A 17,537-nucleotide genomic window follows, 5' to 3' on the forward strand; every position below is an offset into this window, starting at 1 on the left:
GATTTAAGAGTTCGGAGACGCTGACTACGGGGTATGGCGAATCGAGGCGCTAACGAGCGGTTTCCGGTAGAAACCGTCCTTTCCGTCTTCACCGAGCGAAAAGACCCGACGACGCCGCTCACCGCATCCGAAGTCGCAACCGAGGTGGGGTGCGCCCGCCGCACCGCGTACGAAAAGCTTCGGGAGTTGACCGATCGAGGACGGCTCCGAACCAAGAAGGTCGGCGCTCACAGCCGAGTCTGGTGGCTCGCCCCGGACGCGGCGTCCGAGAACCGCCGTCCGCCGCTTTCGTCATCCAACCGCGCGCTCTTCGACCGGATGCTCGATGCGGTCTTCGTCTTGGATCGCAGGTGGCAGTTCCGGTACGTGAACGAACGGGCCGAAGAGGTGTTCGGCGACGCCGCGAACGAACTCGGCGACGCGAGCGTCTGGGACGCGTTTCCCCGTCCGGAGGAGGCGTTTCGGGCGGAGTACCGCGAGGCGATGGAGACGCGGACGCCGACGACCTTCGACTCCTATCACCCCGCGCTCGACACCTGGTTCGAACAGACCCTCTACCCGTTCGAGGCGGCCCTCGTCGTGCAGCTTCGCGACATCACCGACCGAAAACGGCGAGAACAGAACCTCTCCCGATATCGAGCCATCGTCGAGACGCTCTGGGACGGCGTGTACGCGCTCGATTCGGATCACGCTTTCACGCTCGTAAACGAGGCCTACGCCGACCTAACCGGCTACTCCCGGGAGGAACTGCTCGGCTCGCCGGCGACGGTCGTCCACAACGAGACCATCGACGACGCCGCTACCCAACTGAGTGCGGCGGTCGAGACGGGGTCGCAGGACGCGGCCACGCTCGAATTCGATCTCGAGCGCGCCGACGGAACCACCGTCCCGGTCGAAGCGAAGTTCGGCCCGTCTCCGATCGACGCGGAGCGCGGCGGGCGCGTGGGCGTCGTCCGCGACGTCACCGAACGGAACCGACGCGAACGGCGGTTGAAACGGCAGCGCGAGCAGCTATCGGCGCTCAACCATCTCCATCGGGTCGTCCAGGAGATCATCCAGTCGCTCGTCCAGCAATCGACGCGCGAGGAGATGCGCCGTCTAATCTGCGAGCGCCTCGCAACCGCCGAGCCCTACGGCGCCGCGTGGATCGGGCAGGTCGATTGGGTGGCCGAGGAGGTGAACGTGCTTTCGGAAGCGGGACTCCGCGCCGACCGGGACGACCGTTCGTTTTCGTTCGCCGACGGTGACGGTGACGGCGTACTTCCGAACGTCATCCAGAACCGGGAGGTGCGCGTTATCGACGAGCGCACGACGGCGTCCCGAATGTTCGATCGGTTTCCGGAGCTTCGGGATAACGTCGTCGCCGTCATGCCGCTCGTCTACGACGAGACCGTTTACGGAGTCTTGGGCGTCGCCACCGAGCGACCGGACGGATTCGACGGGTACGAGCGGACCGTAATCGAACAACTCGGCGAGATCACCGGGCACACGCTCAGCGCGCTCGATCGCAAAGAGGCGTTGATGGCCGACGACCGCGCCGAACTGGAGTTCTACCTTCGAGACGTGTTTCGGGAGTTCGACCTCCCCGAAACCGAGGGGACGATCACCTTCGACCGCGTGGTTCCGCTCGGAGACGACGCGTTTCTCGAGTACGGAACGGTTACCGAGGACGCCCTCGAAACGCTCCACGCGCTCGTCGACCAGCTACCCTACTTCGAGTCCGTCACCGTTTTCGACGGCGACTACGACCGTCCCCGTTTCGAACTCCGCCTCACCCGGCCCCCCGTCATCTCGTTGCTCGCGTCGCACGGGGGGCGGGTTCTGAGGGCGCGCATCAGGAACGGCGATTATCACATGACCGTGGAGATTCCGCAGAGCGCGGACGTTCGCCACGTCATCACCACCGTACAGAAGTTGTACCAGGGAATCGAAGTCGTCGCGCAGCGGTCGCAAACCGAGCCGCACTCCGAGAGCGAGACCAACCGCGCATCGCTCCTCGAGCAGTTGACCGAGCGCCAACGGGCGTCGCTCGAGGCCGCGTACTTCGCCGGCTACTTCGAGTGGCCGCGGGTGAGCACCGGCGAAAACGTGGCCAGCTCGCTCGATATCAAACCGCCGACGTTCCACAAGCACCTGCGGAAGGCCGAACGGACGGTCGTGCGAGGGCTCCTCACGGGTCGAACGGACCATCGGTGACGCGGGGCTAATTAATTTTCCCGACCGCTCTTGTGTTCGCCCTGATAACCATCGGGCAGTATGAGTCTTCAGAATCATCCCGAAACCGAGATGTTTCGCGACGCGCTCGCAAAAACGAACGATTCGACGTCCCGGTCGATAGACGCGCTCAGCGGCGTCTGGTCGAACGAGCGATGTCGCGCCGTCCTCGCCTACCTTCGCTCCCGCTCCGGAACGGCGACCGTGGACGAACTCCGTGACCATCTCGTCTCCTCTCAGCCGCCTCGATCCGACGGTCGTCGGAACGTCGAACTCGACCTCCGGCACAACGTGCTTCCGCGACTCGTCGATCACGGCTTGATCGACCGTTCGGCGGACGACCGGTATCGGATACGAGTGGGGGGTTCGGATTCGACCGGGTAGAAATTGGAACCGCCAGCCGCGTATCGCCGGTGACCCCGTAACTTCCCCACCGACGAACTGCTACTCCCCGAACCAGGTCGACGTGGCGGCCACCGGAATCTATGGTGGCGTCGAACCTACCACAGTCGGAGGAGCAGAGAATGGGAGGGCCAGAAACGGCGTTGGAAAATCCGGCGACTGGGGAACGAATCGAACTGCGAACGACCGCGGGCGATTCGGCCGGGAACGGGGTCGCGTTCGACTACTACCTTCGCCCGGGCGGGTTCGCGGTGGGAAAAATCGACCACGTTCATCCCCGACAGGAAGAACGCTTCGACGTTCGAGCGGGGAAACTCGGCGTTCGCATCGACGGCGACGAGTGGACGGCGACCCCCGGTACTCGCTTCGCCGTCCTTTCCGGGACGCCCCACACCGTCTGGAACGACGGCCCGGACGAGATGCACGCCGTCGTCGAGATTCGTCCGGCGCTCGCCATCGAAACGTTCTTCGAGACCATGTACGGCCTCGCTCGAGACGGGAAGACGAACGGGATGGGGCTTCCGCACCCGCTCCAATTGGCGGTGATCGCGAACGAATTTCGGGACGAGTTCCGCTTCGGCCGCGTTCCGATTCCGCTCCAGAACGCCCTCACTGCGGCGGTCGCGCCGGTCGGACGACTGGCGGGCTATCGCGCTCGGTATCCGCGCTACGCTGCCTCCGCGTCCGAAGACGGATAGCGGGAGAGAGGTCGAGAGAGCGGGATTCTACCGGATGGGCGAGCACGGAACCGTCGCTGAGTCGACCCGCCCGCCCCGCTGCCTAGATGTCAAGAACTGGCCTCGCTGAACTCACCGATAGTCGACGGAGACCGACAGTCGCGCCGAGTAAAAAAGTGCGTACGGAGCACGGAAGTGACTCGGAAGGTACTTTCGCCTAGCGTTCGAGCGAACACGCATGATAGAAACTCCACTACTCGTCGGAGGAATCGGTACCGGATTCCTGGTCGGGGGGATTTTCGGAGCCAGACACGCGTTCGAGGCAGACCACGTTGCCGCTGTGGCCACGCTCGTCGAGGATAGACAGCACCCGGCGTCCACCGGCGCAGCCTGGGGGGTCGGCCATTCCCTTCCGATTCTCCTTCTGGGCGCCCTCTTCCTCGCGCTGGATCTGCGGATTTCGGACGACATCGCGACTGCGTTCGAACTCCTCGTCGTCGTCATCCTCGTCGCGCTCGGCCTTCGGGTTCTCGCCGGGCGCGAGGCGCTCGGGATCACGATCGTAAGACACGTACACAGCGGCGGGAACCGCCCGGATAGCGCCCATCGCCATATCGCGCTAGGTGACGAACGGATAGGACTCCTCCACTCGCACGAGAATGAAGAATCGTTGGCCGTCGGAATCGTACACGGACTCGCAGGGAGCGGTGGTGTCGTTGTCGCCCTCGCAGCAACATCCCCGACGGTCGCTGGTGGTGCGGCCTTCCTATTTGGATTCTCGATTGCGAGCGTCGTTGCAATGGGTGTCGGCGCGTGGGTTTGGGGCCGAGCAATCGGGCAGGCGCGGAAGCTACGAATCCTGGCGGGCGTGGCGAGCATCGGGGTCGGACTGCTGTTGTTCGCGGAAATAGTCGGGTTCGCACCCTCCCTCTGATCGGATAGTTCGTGTCTTCCCGTACGTACGTCGCAGCGATTACCGCCTTCTCGATAACGAGTGCGTTCTCTCTACACCACGCCGTTTGTGACGGTACTTCGGCAGTCCATTCACTCATTACCGAATGGAGAACGCGAAGTGGCAGGAGGTGGTGGCCGACCAACTTGGGGTGTATAGGTGAACTACTCCCCGTTGGGTTCCGGAAGAAAATACCTCAGAAAATAAACAGTATGGAATATATTCGGTCGGAAACTGCGGTATGGCTCGTGAGCTGTCCTTCGAAAATTTCCTGAAGGAGTTAGGTGCGCGACTCGGTGCTGCAGCAGTCGTCGTGGGCGTATTCTTCGGTCTCGGTTACGTCAACCGAACCGATCTCCTCGGTCTTTCCAGCCGTCTCGGAACTCAGCGCACGTTCTTCGTTGTCGGTTTCGTGTCAGTTGGAATCCTTCCGTGGGGTGGGTTTTACTCCAGCAATACGGAGGTTGATTTCGCACCTACTGCTATGGGAAACATCGAACGTGCTTCCTACCTTTGGTCGATACGGAGCGTGAATACATCAAAAAGCGCGTTCAGAGACCGAAGTGTGCGTCGCGCTCGACGACTGTGAATCCTCGCGTCGTGAACACATCGTCGCGGTACCGTTCCGTGAAAAACTGCCGTAGGATGCGTCGTAGCCCGAAGCGCCGATCCGATGTATACTCAACATCGATGATAGTCTGATCGTTGCCGCTACTGGCGGCACAAAATCGACAACGCTCTATTGGCAGCTGGATTTAGCCGTCACGACAGTTCCGCATACTTTTCGAATATGTTTACAAATATCCCGATTCATCTTCACATCGTTGGTGAAAATTGAGATCAGATGATGGACTTGGAATCTACGTTCACAGCGAGACGCTCGACAAACTTGTCATCGTAGTCTGTAGCAGTGAGGAATGCTGTCTCCCCGACAGGGAATGAACCGGTAACGCTTGTCTGCCCAGCCTTGACCGGCTCTGACCAATAATCTGACCCACTCGATTGAATTACTGCCAATTCTCGCACACCGAGGTTAGTCGTTGCGGCCTGCGTCAAACCGATGCTTATCGTCGCATGTTGAGTTGTCCACGATTCTGCTGGCTTTAAGCTTTTGAACACACGTGATTCTGAAAGAGCAGGAGCCTTAATCGTCGGAGAAATACTGAGACAGCCCCCACAAAAGATCTCTCCCATAAGTACTCCCGCTGCGAGGAATTGGCGTCGGTTCATCGAATTACATCGCTTAGAGACGGCATCTTCTTCAAAACCAAACATCGTGATTTCCTCTCGGTTCTAAATAACAGGTCCATCGTCACGAGTGTTATGCTTTCACCGACAACCCTCTGTTAGTGAATTCTGTCAGTGATCAAACAGTTAGAGTCATCTCCTTCGAATGACCTTTCCGGTTGAATAGTGAATACAGATCGTATGAGTGGATCAGGTAACACGATGCGAGAGCGGATCGGTAGCCGTCGGGATCGGATATATCTCTACATTTTGCTTAATCTCGACCGTAGAATATTAACAGTTGCACTATCCGGCGGGTTGTTCCTTGTGTTCCTCATAGCTGGTGAATACAGTGTTCCTCCGTTTCGGATGTATATGCGGAGTATGGGGCCAACTCGGTATCTCTTCCAAGCATTCGTCGGGGCGCTTATTACCGGCCTCACACTCGTTGTCACCATCAATCAACTCGTCCTTTCGCAGGAACTCGGTCCGCTTGGAAGTCAACGGGAACGCATGAGTGGAGCGATGGGGTTTCGAGGAGACGTCGAAGGTATCCTCGAATCGGTTAGTCCACCCGAACCGGAGGCATTTCTCCAGGCACTCATCGACAATAGCCGTGAGAGAGCACAAACGCTCCGAGAGACCGTTTCCGAGAATCCGAACGACGATCTCGTCAAGTACACGAATCAGGTCACCAACGACATCATCGAGAACGCAGAGGTCGTAACCGATGAGCTAGAGGATAGGGATTTCGGTGAATATGCAGTTGTCAAAGCAGCCCTTGATTACAACTACTCGTATAAGATTTATCAGATACGACGCCTCAGAGATAAATACGCCGACGATCTTTCTGATGAAGAATTGTCTTTGCTTATTGACCTCCTCAAAATCTTCACGTTTTTTGGTTCCGCTCGAGAACACATCAAAACGTTGTATTTTCAATGGGAATTGGTTGACCTTTCCCGAGGCATCATCTACTCGTCAATTCCTGCAATTGCAGTAACCGGGACAATTGCGCTGTACCTCGCACCGGCATCGTTTTCCGGCATAACTTTCGGTATCGATAATCTCATTTGGATCGTCAGCGCTGGCGCGGCGATCGGGACATTTCCGTTTTTCTTTCTCTCAGCCTACATCCTTCGCCTCGCGACAATCGCAAAGCGTACACTCGCGATTGGTCCATTCATCCTCCGTAGCTCTGAGCGTTCTTCCGAGATCGAATGGGAGTGATCTCCGCAACTCTCTTCAACAAATGCGTTCGCTACGAGTCGGTTGGACGGTAGAACACGAAAAGCAACGATGAACTGTCAATTCTGATCGAATCGATCAGTTCCCATCCCTCACTCGCGTATTCATTGAGTATTTCGTTGATTTTTCGTCGCTCATCTTGAAGTTCTGTTGGAGAAATAGACACCGGTTCCACCCGATACTCGTACTGCTGGTTCGCCATATCTCATGTAATGACTGAAAAGGCAAAAGTATTCGATAAACGACGCCCCCTATCGTCGAGATAACTTCCGTAGAAATAACCGCGGTTCAGAATCGGAAGAACCGCTTCAAATGAACCGTACCCTCGTTTTTCGCTCTACGAGTGCCCAAGGGACCGCCGCCGATTTTGATTCATTTCTGCTACGACGCTAGTCCCCTTCTCAGCGCTCGCCGACGGTGTCACCCCGTTCTCGACCAAGTGTCTCCCGTTATTCATCGTCCGGCTATTAATTCAGTATAAATTCGATTTCCGCTAGGAAAGCATGGATCTCGCTATCCTCATCGCGCTCTGTTTGACCTTTCCTCGGTCGTAGAACGTGTATTCCTACTTTGAAAAACTCCCGCAGCTTTCAGTTCGCGCTCGCAAGCCCGTTTCGACATAAATATCACTTTTCCGATCGAATCTCGCTTGACTCCTCGTGGCGAATTTTCTCTAACTGCTGTGTTTCCCGAAGAATGAACGGCCCGATCGCGAGTGTACGCTTCATCACCGTTAAGACGCGAAGGAGGTAGGCGAGCAACACGGCGAATGGGACGAGTGTGAGTACAAAAAGGACACTGACGACGAGGTAAGCGGTGCTGACGCCGAACACCGTGCCAACAATTTTCGAGGCGTCGAACTCGAGCATCATATAGCCCGCGATCGCCAGCGCTGGCATCGCTCCATACAGTACGCCTCGCGAGATATTGATGATCTCCCACTGGACGTATAGGGTCTTGAAGTGTTCACGCGCTGGGCCGAAAAACTGAAGCGATTCGATCAAGTCGTCAAATGCCTCGTTCGCCTCGGTTGAGAGCGAATCTGCGTACTTGTTCTGGAGGGTTCGCGCAGCGAATATTTTCCACGAGTAATTATAGTTCAGGACGGGGAGGAGCGTCTCGAACGAGCCAAACTTTGCATCTGCTAGGTCGTCAGTGATAGTTTGGCTGTGCTCAATGAGTCCATCCGTGTATTCAGTAACCTCTTCAAGCTGTTCGGAGTTGGCGGTTCCAGTGACCGCATTGTTGAGCGTCTTCGCACGCGTATCAGCCGTTTCGATGAGCGTCCGGAGGAATCGAGAGGGTTCGACCGGAGCCACGCCGATTCCCGCCGCTTCCTCTACGTCCTCGCGAAATTCGGTTTCATTCGTCATACGCTCGCGCTGTTGACCGAGTGGACCGATCTCCTCGGCGAGTACGAATTGGGAGATGGATAGGACGAGGGTAACACTCGTAACAACGGCAATAACCATCGAGCCGAACAGTGACACTACTCCACTGGTCGTAGCAAGTTTCTGCGGTGTACTGGGGCCAAATAGGTGGGAAACAAGGAGAAGTATATACGTGCTTACGAGAATGACACCGGTGACGAGCCAGCGGTTCGCGCTGATTAGGAACCATATCTTTACGCGGGTTTCACCGACGCGCTCACGCATCGTATCGGCTGGTCGTGAGACGGTGTCCGTGTTGCTGCTCATATACTGCGTCATACGCTAACTCGTGAATTAAATACCATGATATCGAACAGCGAGGGGACAATTTCGGTAGTTTCGCCCTGGTTTTTCGGCATTCTACTTCAAACAGATCGTCTCTCGCGACATTACTACCAGTATTTCAAATATTTGCAGAGTGCATCGAGGATCAGTCGGACGCTGCAAACGATAGGTTCGTCACCACAGTTACAATTGGTACTGGACTTTTTGCTTCGAGAAGGTGTACGTAAAGGGTTCAGTCCAACGACCCCCGCAGCGACGAACACGGAGACAGCGGGTCACAGAGGAAGTCCTCCAAGCGACTCAGGCACGAAAGGGAGTGCGAGGGTGAACTCTCCGAACGCAAAGGCGTACATCGCCATTGACTCGGTATAACCGACGAGTAGCGTCCAGTCGACCATCCCAGCGAGCGAGGAGTTGCCAGTGAACGCCCGAACAAACGTCACCGACCTACCACCGTTCTCGCCCTCTTTGTCGGTGACGAGTGTATTCAACTCGATAGACGAGTATCCCAGGCATATCGCGGTGATGCCCGCTAGAAGGACGGCAAACCGCGTCAAACCGCCCGCGATTTGAGTAACAACACCGAGAACTGCATAAAATTCCACCGCCAATCATCCCTCCCAGTACAATTGAAATCGCCTCCGTTAGTCCGAAGCTCCCGTTACCCTTACCGAATCCGAATGCGAACTTCGCTATACCCGATACAATTCGAACAGATGTACCGGTGAACCTGGGGTAACAGCGGCGGCCCACCCGTCACGCTTGATGGCGAAGTTGTCGGCGTCGTTAACTCTGTTCTCTTTGGAATCCGTTGACTCTGATTCACTGCGGGTAGCTGACGAATTAGCGCGTACAATTCGTGCAGCCAGCCACAGAATCAGCGGCGCATTGCATACTTATCCGTCGTCCCCTTGGTATCACCAACATGAGCGCGGACGAGTACGGTTCCGGCGCTAACGGGCGGATCGACGAGCAGGTGAGTGAAAGCGATCTCGTCCATGAACGCCCCCGCGAGTCGCTGATGAAACGGTGGGTGTTACTCGACGGAAATCGGTACACGATCGCGGGGTTATTCTCGATCATCGTCTTTGGTACGTGTACGATAATCGGCTTGGCCGGCTACATTCCGGTCACCGAATCTAACACCGCGACGACGCTTGTTGCCGCGATCGTCGGCGGGACGCTGCCTTTCATTACGATCGTGCTCGCGATCAATCAGCTCGTGCTCTCCCAGGAACTCGGCTGGCCGGGCGATCTTGCGGAGCGGTTCGAAGGGATGACGACGTTTCGCCGAGAGATCGAAACGCTAACTGAAACGCCGGTGAGTCCGGCGGCACCCGCTGACTTTCTTCGACTCATCGTCGATACCGTCATCGATCGGTCTGAGAAACTGCGCTCGGTTTCGGATCGAATGACTGATCCTAATCGCGCTACAGCCGTCAATGATTTTGTCGAAGCAGTCACGACCGAAGGCGAACTCGTCACCGAATCGCTCGAAGGCGCTGATTTCGGCACGTTCGACGCGCTATCGTCGATCCTTGGTCACTTCAACGGTACGCACCTATACGCAGCCCGGTGGATTCGAACACACTACACCGATGAGCTTTCGGAGGACGCCCTCGAGACGTTCGACCAACTCGTTGAGTTGCTCGGCTACCTCGCGATCGCTCGCCAGACGTTCAAGACGCTGTATATGCAGCACGAACTCGCCAATCTCTCGAAGGTGCTACTGATCGTCGGCTTCCCGACGTTGCTCGGTGGTGGAATTTTCATGATGACCTACCCATCGATCGTCCAGACCATCGGCGCGCCGGCACTGCTCGTGCTTATCGTCAGCGTCGCCGTCACCTTCGTCTTCCTCCCATTTATCGTCCTCCTAGTGTACACATTCCGGATTGCTTCAATCGCGGCTCGAACTGCCGACTTTGGTCCGTTCGTACCCCGCGTCGATTTCGAAGGGGAGAAAGTGGGTCCTCAGGAGACGACAAAGGAATACGACTGAATCGTTCCTCCGATCGACGTTGGGAGCGACTTCCTCACAGAGACGCTCCGTCGACGACCGTGCACCCTCCGTCGATAGGCAGGGTGCACAACCACGGACTCTCGAATCGGCGGGGGGAGAGTAACGTCTCTGGACGTCGTTCCCCTAGCCGTCGAAGGATAATCCATTTGATAAAGCGCCAATCTACGCCAGTTTATCACTACCGACGAGGAACTGAAAATGCTGATTTCGAGTTCTGACAAACTGACACTCAAAAAATAATTCGACAAAGACAAGGGGCCGTCGCCGTGATCAAAATGTACGAAGATGACTCCAAGAAATATCCATAGAGAGCGATGGCAATGCTGCACGCCCGAAGGTACCGATGGAGGTCCAGTCGCGTATCGGAGACAACGGAAGCCCATCCGAACCGAATAATGACCGAAGCAGGGCAATCAGCGGACGACCTCAACGTTACGGGGACGCCCAAACGGGGCCTCGTCATGTCCACACTGGTCTTCTATGCGGGCCTCACCACCATCGTCTTCTACGGCGCGGCAGGACCGATACTAGAAGAGCACCTGGCACTCGCAGGTGTACTCCACGGACTCTTGCTCGGTTCACCGCATCTCAGTAAAGCCATCCTCAGAATTCCGTTCGGTGCGTGGGTGGACGAGGTCGGCGGACGGAAACCGCTTCTCATCCTCATGACCTCGACGATCGTGGGGACAGTGGGCCTGGTCATCACGCTGTTTTTGACCTATCCGGAGAACTTCGATATGAGTCTCTACCCTATCCTGGTGATCTTCGGATTCCTGGCGGGTGCAGGCGGTGCGACGTTCTCCGCCGGAATCACACAGACCTCCTACTGGTACCCCAGTGACAAACAGGGGTTCGCACTCGGCGCGTTCGCCGGTGTCGGCAACATCGGTCCGGGAATGGTCGTCTACGTCCTTCCCGTCCTCATCGGTATCTGGGGGCTGACCATGGCGTACTCGGCGTGGTTGGTGTTCCTTCTCGTTGTCACCGCAATTTATGCCGTGTACGCCGTCGACCCGTACTACTTCCAACTCCGCGAGAGAGGCAAAACTCCGGAGGAATCACAGGAGATAGCCGAGGAGCTCGGTCAAGATATCTTCCCCTCAGGAGGCGCGTGGGACTCGCTGAAGATATCCGCGAGAAACCGCCGAACGTGGATCCTCGTCTTCCTCTACACCGTCTCCTTCGGTGGCGGGTTCACTTCCCTCTCAGCCTGGTTCCCGACCTATTGGGAACAGTTCCACGAACTCACGCTCACCACGGCGGGCCTCTTAGCGGGAATCTTCATCGTCTACGGTTCGCTCATCCGAGTTCCTGCCGGCAGCGTCAGTGACCGCTTCGGCGGTGAAATCGTCGCTATCGTGAGTTTCGCCGTGATGGCGCTCGGCGGTGCAATCATGACCGTCGCCACCGGCTTTTGGCCGGCTATCCTCGGGATGATGGTGCTCGGGACCGGGATGGGCTTTGCCAACGCGGCGGTGTTCGAGCTCGTGCCGAAGTTCGTCCCGGAGGCCGTCGGTGGGGCCTCGGGCTGGATCAGCGGCATCGGGGGCGGTGGCACGCTCGTCATCCTTCCGCTAATGGGACTCTTTGTCGACACGTACGGACACATCGGCTACGCGAGAGGCTTTGCCGTCTTCATCGTCCTGAGTGTACTCTGCGTCGTCGCTGCAGCAGCGCTCAAATGGCTGATTTCGGAGCCCGAAGAAACCGCTGCCGAAGCGGCTCTCCACTAATCACGCTCCTCTCACCTAGGGAACGAGTACGGTGTCCCTGTCCGTCCCTTATTATTCGGGGTCTCGGTGAACCGTTAGCACGGGGATCTCGGAATGACGCACAACGTTTTCGGTGACGCTTCCGAGGAGGGCTCGTTTGACGCCAGTTCTCCCGTGGGTTCCCATAACGATAACATCGATATCGTGGTTCTCTGCGTAGCTGAGAATATCGTCGTGCGGGTTTCCGCGGCGAACGGCCGCTGCCGTCTCGATATTCCGTTCCCTAGCTTGTTCGACGATAGCTTTCGTCGCCTCTTGCCCTCGCTTTTCAAGTGCCTCCAAGAGATCGTCCAAGCCGGAGAATCCTTCTCCCATTCCCGAGACGGACGTCGGTTGATCGACGATGTAGAGCACGTGAAGCGTGGCGTCGTGGGCTTCGGCGAGATCGAGCGCCATCTCCACCGCGGGCTTGGCTGGGTCGCTACCGTCCGTCGGGATGAGAATTCGGTCGAACACGCTCGAACGTTCTTTGTCCGCACGGATAACGTTGGTTACAGGGGTCTACCAGCCCCCTGACGAGATTACTCGCTGACACAGCACGCCGTTCCACCCTATCGCTCACTCAGCGATTCGAGCTGAGATCACGACCGAGAGACGTACTAACGGGTTCGCGACGCTGTTCCTACCGACGGGGTTCGCACGAGCGCACCCGTTACGTGCGACTGGCGATCGCCACTACCCGTCCTCTCTCCCTCGCGGGCTATCGATTACATCGCTGATTTCCCCAGCCCCGATGCGCGAGTATCCCCTTGCTCGCGCACGAAGCGCACTTCTGAGATGGCAAACGCACGCTCTGCAGGCAGCGCACCGATATCGTCACGCTCCCGCGGCGTCGACAGGACCCGAGAACCGAATCGAGAGGAACGCCGAGCACTCGAACGGCCTCGCCACGACCGACGCGCGCTGAAACCCCGCACCGATTCTTTTTCCCCTGCGAGACGTACCGTCGCTCATGAACGTGTCCGTGCTCAGCACCGGCGGGACGATCGCCAGTACGTCGGGCGAAGACGGTGCGGTGCCGACGGAGAGCGGCGACCGACTCGTCGAGGCCGCACCCGAACTGGACGCGGTCGACGGCCTCGAAGTCGAGCAGGTCGCCCAGATCCCGAGCTACGAGATGGACGCGGAGACGCTCAAAACGATCGCCGACAGCGTCCGCGACGCTGTCGGCGACCCGGCCGTCGACGCGGTCGTCGTCACGCACGGCACGGACACGATGGAGGAGACGGCGTACTACCTCGACGCCACCTTGCAACCGGAGACGCCGGTGTTCCTCACCGGGGCGCAGCGGCGTCCGGACGAGGTGTCCGCGGACGGGCCGGCGAACCTCGTCACGGCGTTCGAGGCGGCCAGAACCTTCGCGAACGAGGAGTGGGGCGGAACGTTCGTCGCGTTCGACGGGACGATTCACGCCGCCAGATTCGCGACGAAAGTCCACACGTCCGCGCTCGACGCGTTCGACTCCCCCGGCGTCGGCCCGGTCGCCACGGTCGACCGCGAGGGCGTTCGAATCCTCCGCCGACCGCGAAGCGAAACGACGCCTCTCGAGAACGGATCGCTCGACCCGTCGGTGTACGTGCTACGGAGCGGGGCGGGCGTCGACGAGACGCTGGGGAAGGCGGCCGTCGACCGGGGGGCGGACGGACTCGTCGTCGAAGGGACCGGACTCGGAAACGTCACCGCCGAACTCGGGGGGTTCGTCCGAGCGACGGTCGACGACGGGGTTCCGGTCGTCGTGACGTCGCGGTGCGTCGCCGGCCGAACCGCGCCGGTCTACGGGGGGACGGGCGGCGGGGCGAAGCTTCGGGAGTACGGCGCGATGTTCGCGGCGGACCTGTCGGCGCAGAAGGCGCGCCTCAAGCTAACGCTCGCGCTGTCCGAACGCGACGACCTCGAATCGATTCGAGCGCCGTTCGAGGACTAGATGTACTCGCCGTCGCTCTCGTAGACGGACGGGTCGTCCTCGTACTTTCGGGCGACGGTTTCGAGCGTTTGGAACTCGGCGTCCTCGTGGTCTTTCACGTGCTGGATGAACTCCTCGAGGAGCGGAATCATGTGGGGCTTGCCGTGGACGTCCGGATGGATGGTCAGCGTGTACACGCCCGCACCGCGGCGGTTACAGAGGAAGTCGAACTGCGCCCGGACGAACTCGATCGCGCGAGACGACTGGTCGAGACCGGTCACGTTCGCCCCCTCGAAGTAGCGGTCGAACAGCCGGGTACCGGCACCGCACCCCGCGACCAGGACCTCTCGGCCGCGGTACTTTTTGGCCGATTCGAGTCGCTCCTCGACGGCGGCCTCCCCGAACGGGTGGTGCTCGTACATCGCGTCCTTGCGCTCCTTACTGCTCATGAATCCCGTTCGAGCGCCGTCTCCTTAGCTCTCCGTCGGGGCACAGCCGTTTAGTTTTCCTCGGCCGAACGACCGCCGGGGGAGTCAGATGGGTGGAGAAACGGTGTCCGTCGTCGTACCGACGTACCACCGCAACGACCGACTTCGCGAAGCCCTCGACAGCGTCGCCGACCAGACGCACCGACCCGCCGAGGTCATCGTCGTCGACGGAACCGAGGAGGCGCGAGCCCGGTCGGTCGTCGAGCGCTTCGACCGCGAGCGCGCCGCCGTCGACTCGTTCGCTCGCGCGGCCTACCACACGCCCGAGGACGAACCGAGGTACGTTCGAGACGCGGTCGCGTCGCTGTTCGGTCGGCCCGGTTTGCGAGTCGTCGACGCGCTAACCTAGTCCGTCGGCGGTCCGCGAACGGTACGGTTCCGACCCTCGCGACCATCGACGATTTCGGGAATCGAATTCGAGGATAATCGCCGACTTCGACCGTTCCTCCGGCGTTTCCTCGGGGAAACGACCGAGATATTTAACCACGTCAAGTTACTACTAACGGTAGCGCGGTAGAGCGCTCGTACGACGGCGCAGAACCGCGATACGGAGCGTTCGAGAGGCGCGAAAACGCACCCGCAGCATCCCGAAATACAACTGCTGCACCGATACCATGTCGATTCAGTACAACACCACGCAAGACGACGCTGCACAGCTACTGGCGGCCGAGACCGAAGCCGACGTGACGGCCGCGCTGACCGAGTTCCCCTTCGAGACCGCCGTCTGGAAGCCGCTCGGCGGCATCGAGAACAACTACGGAATCGTCGAGAACCAGCAGGCCGACCCGATGGCCGCGATGACGGAACTCGTCGTCAACAGCATCGACGCCATCCTCCTGAAGAACTACCACGAGCGCGTCGGCGACGAGTACACCGGCGACGAGTTCGGGACGCTCGAAGCGGCCGCCGACGCGCTCGTCGACCCTAACGAGGAGGAGATACGACTCGCGGCCGACGGGGCGGGAGACGAGTCGGTCTCGCTGACGCTCTCCGACACCGGTTGCGGACAGCCGCCGGAGCGGTTCGAGGAGACGTTCCTCGGCTTCCTCCAGCCCGGAAAGATAAAACAGGAGTACGAGTTCCTCCAGGGGAAGTACGGGATGGGGAGCTCCGGCGTCCTCCCCTTCTGCGGCACGCAGGGGTACAAGCTCGTGTTGTCGGCGGGCGTCGAGCGCCCCGAGGAGTGGAGTTGGACGCTGATTCGAAAGAACAAGGCGAAGGACCGCTACGAGTACCTCACGCTCGGCGGCGACGTGCCGACCTTCAGCGGGACGGTCGACGGCCGTTCCGCCGGCACCGTCATCAAGCTGTTCGACTACAACGCGGAGGCGGGGTCGCGGTTCACCACCACGTTTCGATACCGGCTCGAACGGTACCTGCTCGATTCGCCGGTGCCGCTGACGTTCGAGGACGACCGCGGCGAGTCGCCGGACGCGGCGACCACGCGCGGCCTGTTCTCGACGCTCGACGCGTACGAGGAGTTGATCGCCGCCGACCAGACCATCGCGTACGATTTCGAGGACCCGACGCTCGGCACCCGCGACGTTCGCATCGTCCTCTTCGAGGACGACGACGCGCTGGACGACCTCGGAAGCGCGGACGAGTTCGAACACGAACGCGGATACGACCCCGTGACGGCGAAAAACCGGCACTTCGTCGGCGGCGAGAAGCACCGCGAGCAGGCCGTCTTCTTCGCCATCAACGGGCAGACGCACGGCGACCAGGGTCGAACGTTCATCAGGAATCGGTGCAGTCTACCGCACGTCGCGGGCGACGTCCTCGTGTTCGTCGACTTCTCCGACCTCGACGATTCGAGCGTCGTCGACCTGTTCCCCGCGTCGCGCGACCGACTGCGGAACAGCTCCGTCGGACGCACGCTGAAACGCGAACTGGAATCGCTCGTCGCGTCGAACGACATCCTCGTCGACGAGGAGCAGCGTCGGCGGCAACGACTCCCGGGCGACGATTCCGACGAACTCGTGGAGGACGTGCTGATGACGATTCTCGAGCGCAATCCGGCGCTCCAACGGTACTTCGCCACCGGCGACCGCATCGAACCGCCGCGGGTTCGCGACGCCGCCGTCGGCGACGAACCGGACCACCGATACCCGGAGACGCTCGACCTCATCGAAACGTATCACGGGCCGAACGACTACGAGGTCTGGGACCCCGATTCCAGCGGCGACGCCGAGTTCGTGAAGGAGGTGCCGGTCGACGGACGGGCGAGGCAGCGACTCGTCCTCGACGCGCCGAACGACTTCCTCATACGGGACGACCCCGGTTCGGTCGCGGTCTCCCCGAGCGATGTCGTCAAATCCACGCGACTGCTCAACGGCGTTCTCACGCTCACGCTGAAACCCGGCGAGGACGCGACGCCCGGCGAGCGAACGTCGGTCCGCGTCGAGGCGCGTCCCGCGGGAACCGACGGCGAGGAGACGCTCGAACGGCGATTCGCGGTCGAGTACGTCGAGGCGAACGACGACCGCGGTCGAACGCGCGCCGCGGCGAACGCGCACGGGGCGGCCCCGGAGGACATGATACTGCCGAACACGCATCCGATTCACGAGGAGGACTGGGACTCGTACGACCGCGCCTTCGACGAGGACACCGTCGTCCAGGTGATGGACTACGACGACGAGTTGGACCTCCACATCAACATGGACGCGGCGCCGCTCCGGCAGTTCTTCACGGCGCACACCTTGACGGACGCCGGGAAGGAGTACGTGAAACGCGTGTACAAGACCGGTATCACGCTGTACGCGGTCGCGCAGTACATGGAACTCCACGAGGAGTTCGACGAGGACGACGTGGACGTTTCAGAAATCGTGAGCGCGGCGATGCGCGGCACGGGACAGATACTCCTCGACCAAGCGATCAGCGACGACCGACTGGAAGAACTCACCGTGTGAACTACCG

At 59.7% G+C, this 17,537-nt stretch carries 14 protein-coding genes and 2 pseudogenes; 11 read left to right on the forward strand and 5 right to left on the reverse strand.

The genetic code is table 11. The features are described from left to right. Window positions 1-33 precede the first annotated feature (33 nt). The 5 genes from LIX00_RS05335 to LIX00_RS05355 all read left to right on the forward strand — a co-directional run bounded on the left by LIX00_RS05335 (window position 34) and on the right by LIX00_RS05355 (window position 6,702). Window positions 34-2,196 carry a bacterio-opsin activator domain-containing protein gene (locus LIX00_RS05335; protein WP_227355168.1) on the forward strand — a complete coding sequence of 721 codons (2,163 nt, stop codon included), beginning with the start codon at window positions 34-36 and terminating at the stop codon, window positions 2,194-2,196. Between the two features lie 60 nt (window positions 2,197-2,256). Continuing rightward, a complete protein-coding gene (locus LIX00_RS05340; RefSeq protein ID WP_227355169.1) occupies window positions 2,257-2,598 on the forward strand; it encodes a DUF7344 domain-containing protein in 342 nt (113 codons plus the stop codon). A 140-nt stretch (window positions 2,599-2,738) separates the two neighbouring features. Further along, window positions 2,739-3,314 (forward strand): cupin domain-containing protein, encoded by a 576-nt coding sequence (locus LIX00_RS05345; protein ID WP_227355170.1) that lies wholly within the window; start codon window positions 2,739-2,741, stop codon window positions 3,312-3,314. Between the two features lie 217 nt (window positions 3,315-3,531). Beyond that, window positions 3,532-4,227: a hypothetical protein gene (locus LIX00_RS05350; RefSeq protein WP_227355171.1), complete on the forward strand. Its 696-nt coding sequence runs from the start codon at window positions 3,532-3,534 to the stop codon at window positions 4,225-4,227. 1,446 nt (window positions 4,228-5,673) lie between these two features. Then, window positions 5,674-6,702: a DUF7972 family membrane protein gene (locus LIX00_RS05355; protein ID WP_227355172.1), complete on the forward strand. Its 1,029-nt coding sequence runs from the start codon at window positions 5,674-5,676 to the stop codon at window positions 6,700-6,702. Window positions 6,703-6,733: 31 nt separating this feature from the next. Here the strand turns inward: LIX00_RS05355 and LIX00_RS05360 are convergent, their stop codons facing one another. From LIX00_RS05360 to LIX00_RS05370, 3 genes are all read right to left on the reverse strand, one after another. After that, window positions 6,734-6,922, reverse strand: coding sequence for a DUF4177 domain-containing protein (locus tag LIX00_RS05360; RefSeq protein ID WP_227355173.1), 189 nt, complete (start codon window positions 6,920-6,922; stop codon window positions 6,734-6,736). Window positions 6,923-7,346: 424 nt separating this feature from the next. Continuing rightward, window positions 7,347-8,429: a DUF7972 family membrane protein gene (locus LIX00_RS05365; RefSeq protein WP_227355174.1), complete on the reverse strand. Its 1,083-nt coding sequence runs from the start codon at window positions 8,427-8,429 to the stop codon at window positions 7,347-7,349. Between the two features lie 281 nt (window positions 8,430-8,710). Continuing rightward, window positions 8,711-9,040, reverse strand: a complete 330-nt coding sequence (locus tag LIX00_RS05370; protein WP_227355175.1) for a hypothetical protein — start codon at window positions 9,038-9,040, stop codon at window positions 8,711-8,713. A gap of 80 nt (window positions 9,041-9,120) precedes the next feature. On the opposite strand from LIX00_RS05370, the pseudogene LIX00_RS05375 reads away from it, so the two are divergent. From LIX00_RS05375 to LIX00_RS05385, 3 genes and pseudogenes are all read left to right on the forward strand, one after another. Then, window positions 9,121-9,229 (forward strand): annotated as a pseudogene (locus LIX00_RS05375) (S1C family serine protease); the annotation flags it as partial. Window positions 9,230-9,360: 131 nt separating this feature from the next. Beyond that, window positions 9,361-10,437 carry a DUF7972 family membrane protein gene (locus LIX00_RS05380; RefSeq protein WP_227355176.1) on the forward strand — a complete coding sequence of 359 codons (1,077 nt, stop codon included), beginning with the start codon at window positions 9,361-9,363 and terminating at the stop codon, window positions 10,435-10,437. A 416-nt stretch (window positions 10,438-10,853) separates the two neighbouring features. Then, window positions 10,854-12,191, forward strand: a complete 1,338-nt coding sequence (locus tag LIX00_RS05385; RefSeq protein ID WP_227355177.1) for an MFS transporter — start codon at window positions 10,854-10,856, stop codon at window positions 12,189-12,191. Between the two features lie 51 nt (window positions 12,192-12,242). Here LIX00_RS05385 and LIX00_RS05390 read toward each other — a convergent pair whose 3' ends face one another. Next, complete coding sequence (locus tag LIX00_RS05390; RefSeq protein ID WP_227355178.1) at window positions 12,243-12,686, reverse strand: universal stress protein; 444 nt, start codon at window positions 12,684-12,686, stop codon at window positions 12,243-12,245. A 496-nt stretch (window positions 12,687-13,182) separates the two neighbouring features. Here LIX00_RS05390 and LIX00_RS05395 point away from each other — a divergent pair, with 496 nt between their 5' ends. Next, a complete protein-coding gene (locus tag LIX00_RS05395) occupies window positions 13,183-14,154 on the forward strand; it encodes an asparaginase (protein ID WP_227355179.1) in 972 nt (323 codons plus the stop codon). Here the strand turns inward: LIX00_RS05395 and LIX00_RS26100 are convergent. Next, window positions 14,151-14,369, reverse strand: a pseudogene (locus tag LIX00_RS26100) (polysaccharide deacetylase family protein); the annotation flags it as partial. The gene LIX00_RS05395 and the pseudogene LIX00_RS26100 overlap by 4 nt on opposite strands. A 301-nt stretch (window positions 14,370-14,670) precedes the next feature. Between LIX00_RS26100 and LIX00_RS05405 the strand changes: the two are divergent. Beyond that, complete coding sequence (locus LIX00_RS05405; protein WP_227355181.1) at window positions 14,671-14,970, forward strand: glycosyltransferase family 2 protein; 300 nt, start codon at window positions 14,671-14,673, stop codon at window positions 14,968-14,970. A gap of 265 nt (window positions 14,971-15,235) precedes the next feature. Further along, window positions 15,236-17,530 (forward strand): ATP-binding protein, encoded by a 2,295-nt coding sequence (locus LIX00_RS05410; RefSeq protein ID WP_227355182.1) that lies wholly within the window; start codon window positions 15,236-15,238, stop codon window positions 17,528-17,530. The last annotated feature ends 7 nt before the right edge of the window (window positions 17,531-17,537 follow it).

It is taken from the genome of Haladaptatus salinisoli (assembly GCF_020614375.1).
Lineage (GTDB): Archaea > Halobacteriota > Halobacteria > Halobacteriales > Haladaptataceae > Haladaptatus > Haladaptatus salinisoli.

Bases quoted from the DNA above. Each gene is read 5' to 3' on its own strand.
- LIX00_RS05405 (WP_227355181.1), top strand. From the start codon at position 14,671: ATGGGTGGAGAAACGGTGTCCGTCGTCGTACCGACGTACCACCGCAAC.
- LIX00_RS05355 (WP_227355172.1), top strand. From the start codon at position 5,674: ATGAGTGGATCAGGTAACACGATGCGAGAGCGGATCGGTAGCCGTCGG.
- LIX00_RS05395 (WP_227355179.1), top strand. From the start codon at position 13,183: ATGAACGTGTCCGTGCTCAGCACCGGCGGGACGATCGCCAGTACGTCG.
- LIX00_RS05385 (WP_227355177.1), top strand. From the start codon at position 10,854: ATGACCGAAGCAGGGCAATCAGCGGACGACCTCAACGTTACGGGGACG.
- LIX00_RS05350 (WP_227355171.1), top strand. From the start codon at position 3,532: ATGATAGAAACTCCACTACTCGTCGGAGGAATCGGTACCGGATTCCTG.
- LIX00_RS05340 (WP_227355169.1), top strand. From the start codon at position 2,257: ATGAGTCTTCAGAATCATCCCGAAACCGAGATGTTTCGCGACGCGCTC.
- LIX00_RS05345 (WP_227355170.1), top strand. From the start codon at position 2,739: ATGGGAGGGCCAGAAACGGCGTTGGAAAATCCGGCGACTGGGGAACGA.
- LIX00_RS05335 (WP_227355168.1), top strand. From the start codon at position 34: ATGGCGAATCGAGGCGCTAACGAGCGGTTTCCGGTAGAAACCGTCCTT.
- LIX00_RS05410 (WP_227355182.1), top strand. From the start codon at position 15,236: ATGTCGATTCAGTACAACACCACGCAAGACGACGCTGCACAGCTACTG.
- LIX00_RS05360 (WP_227355173.1), bottom strand. From the start codon at position 6,922: ATGGCGAACCAGCAGTACGAGTATCGGGTGGAACCGGTGTCTATTTCT.
- LIX00_RS05365 (WP_227355174.1), bottom strand. From the start codon at position 8,429: ATGACGCAGTATATGAGCAGCAACACGGACACCGTCTCACGACCAGCC.
- LIX00_RS05380 (WP_227355176.1), top strand. From the start codon at position 9,361: ATGAGCGCGGACGAGTACGGTTCCGGCGCTAACGGGCGGATCGACGAG.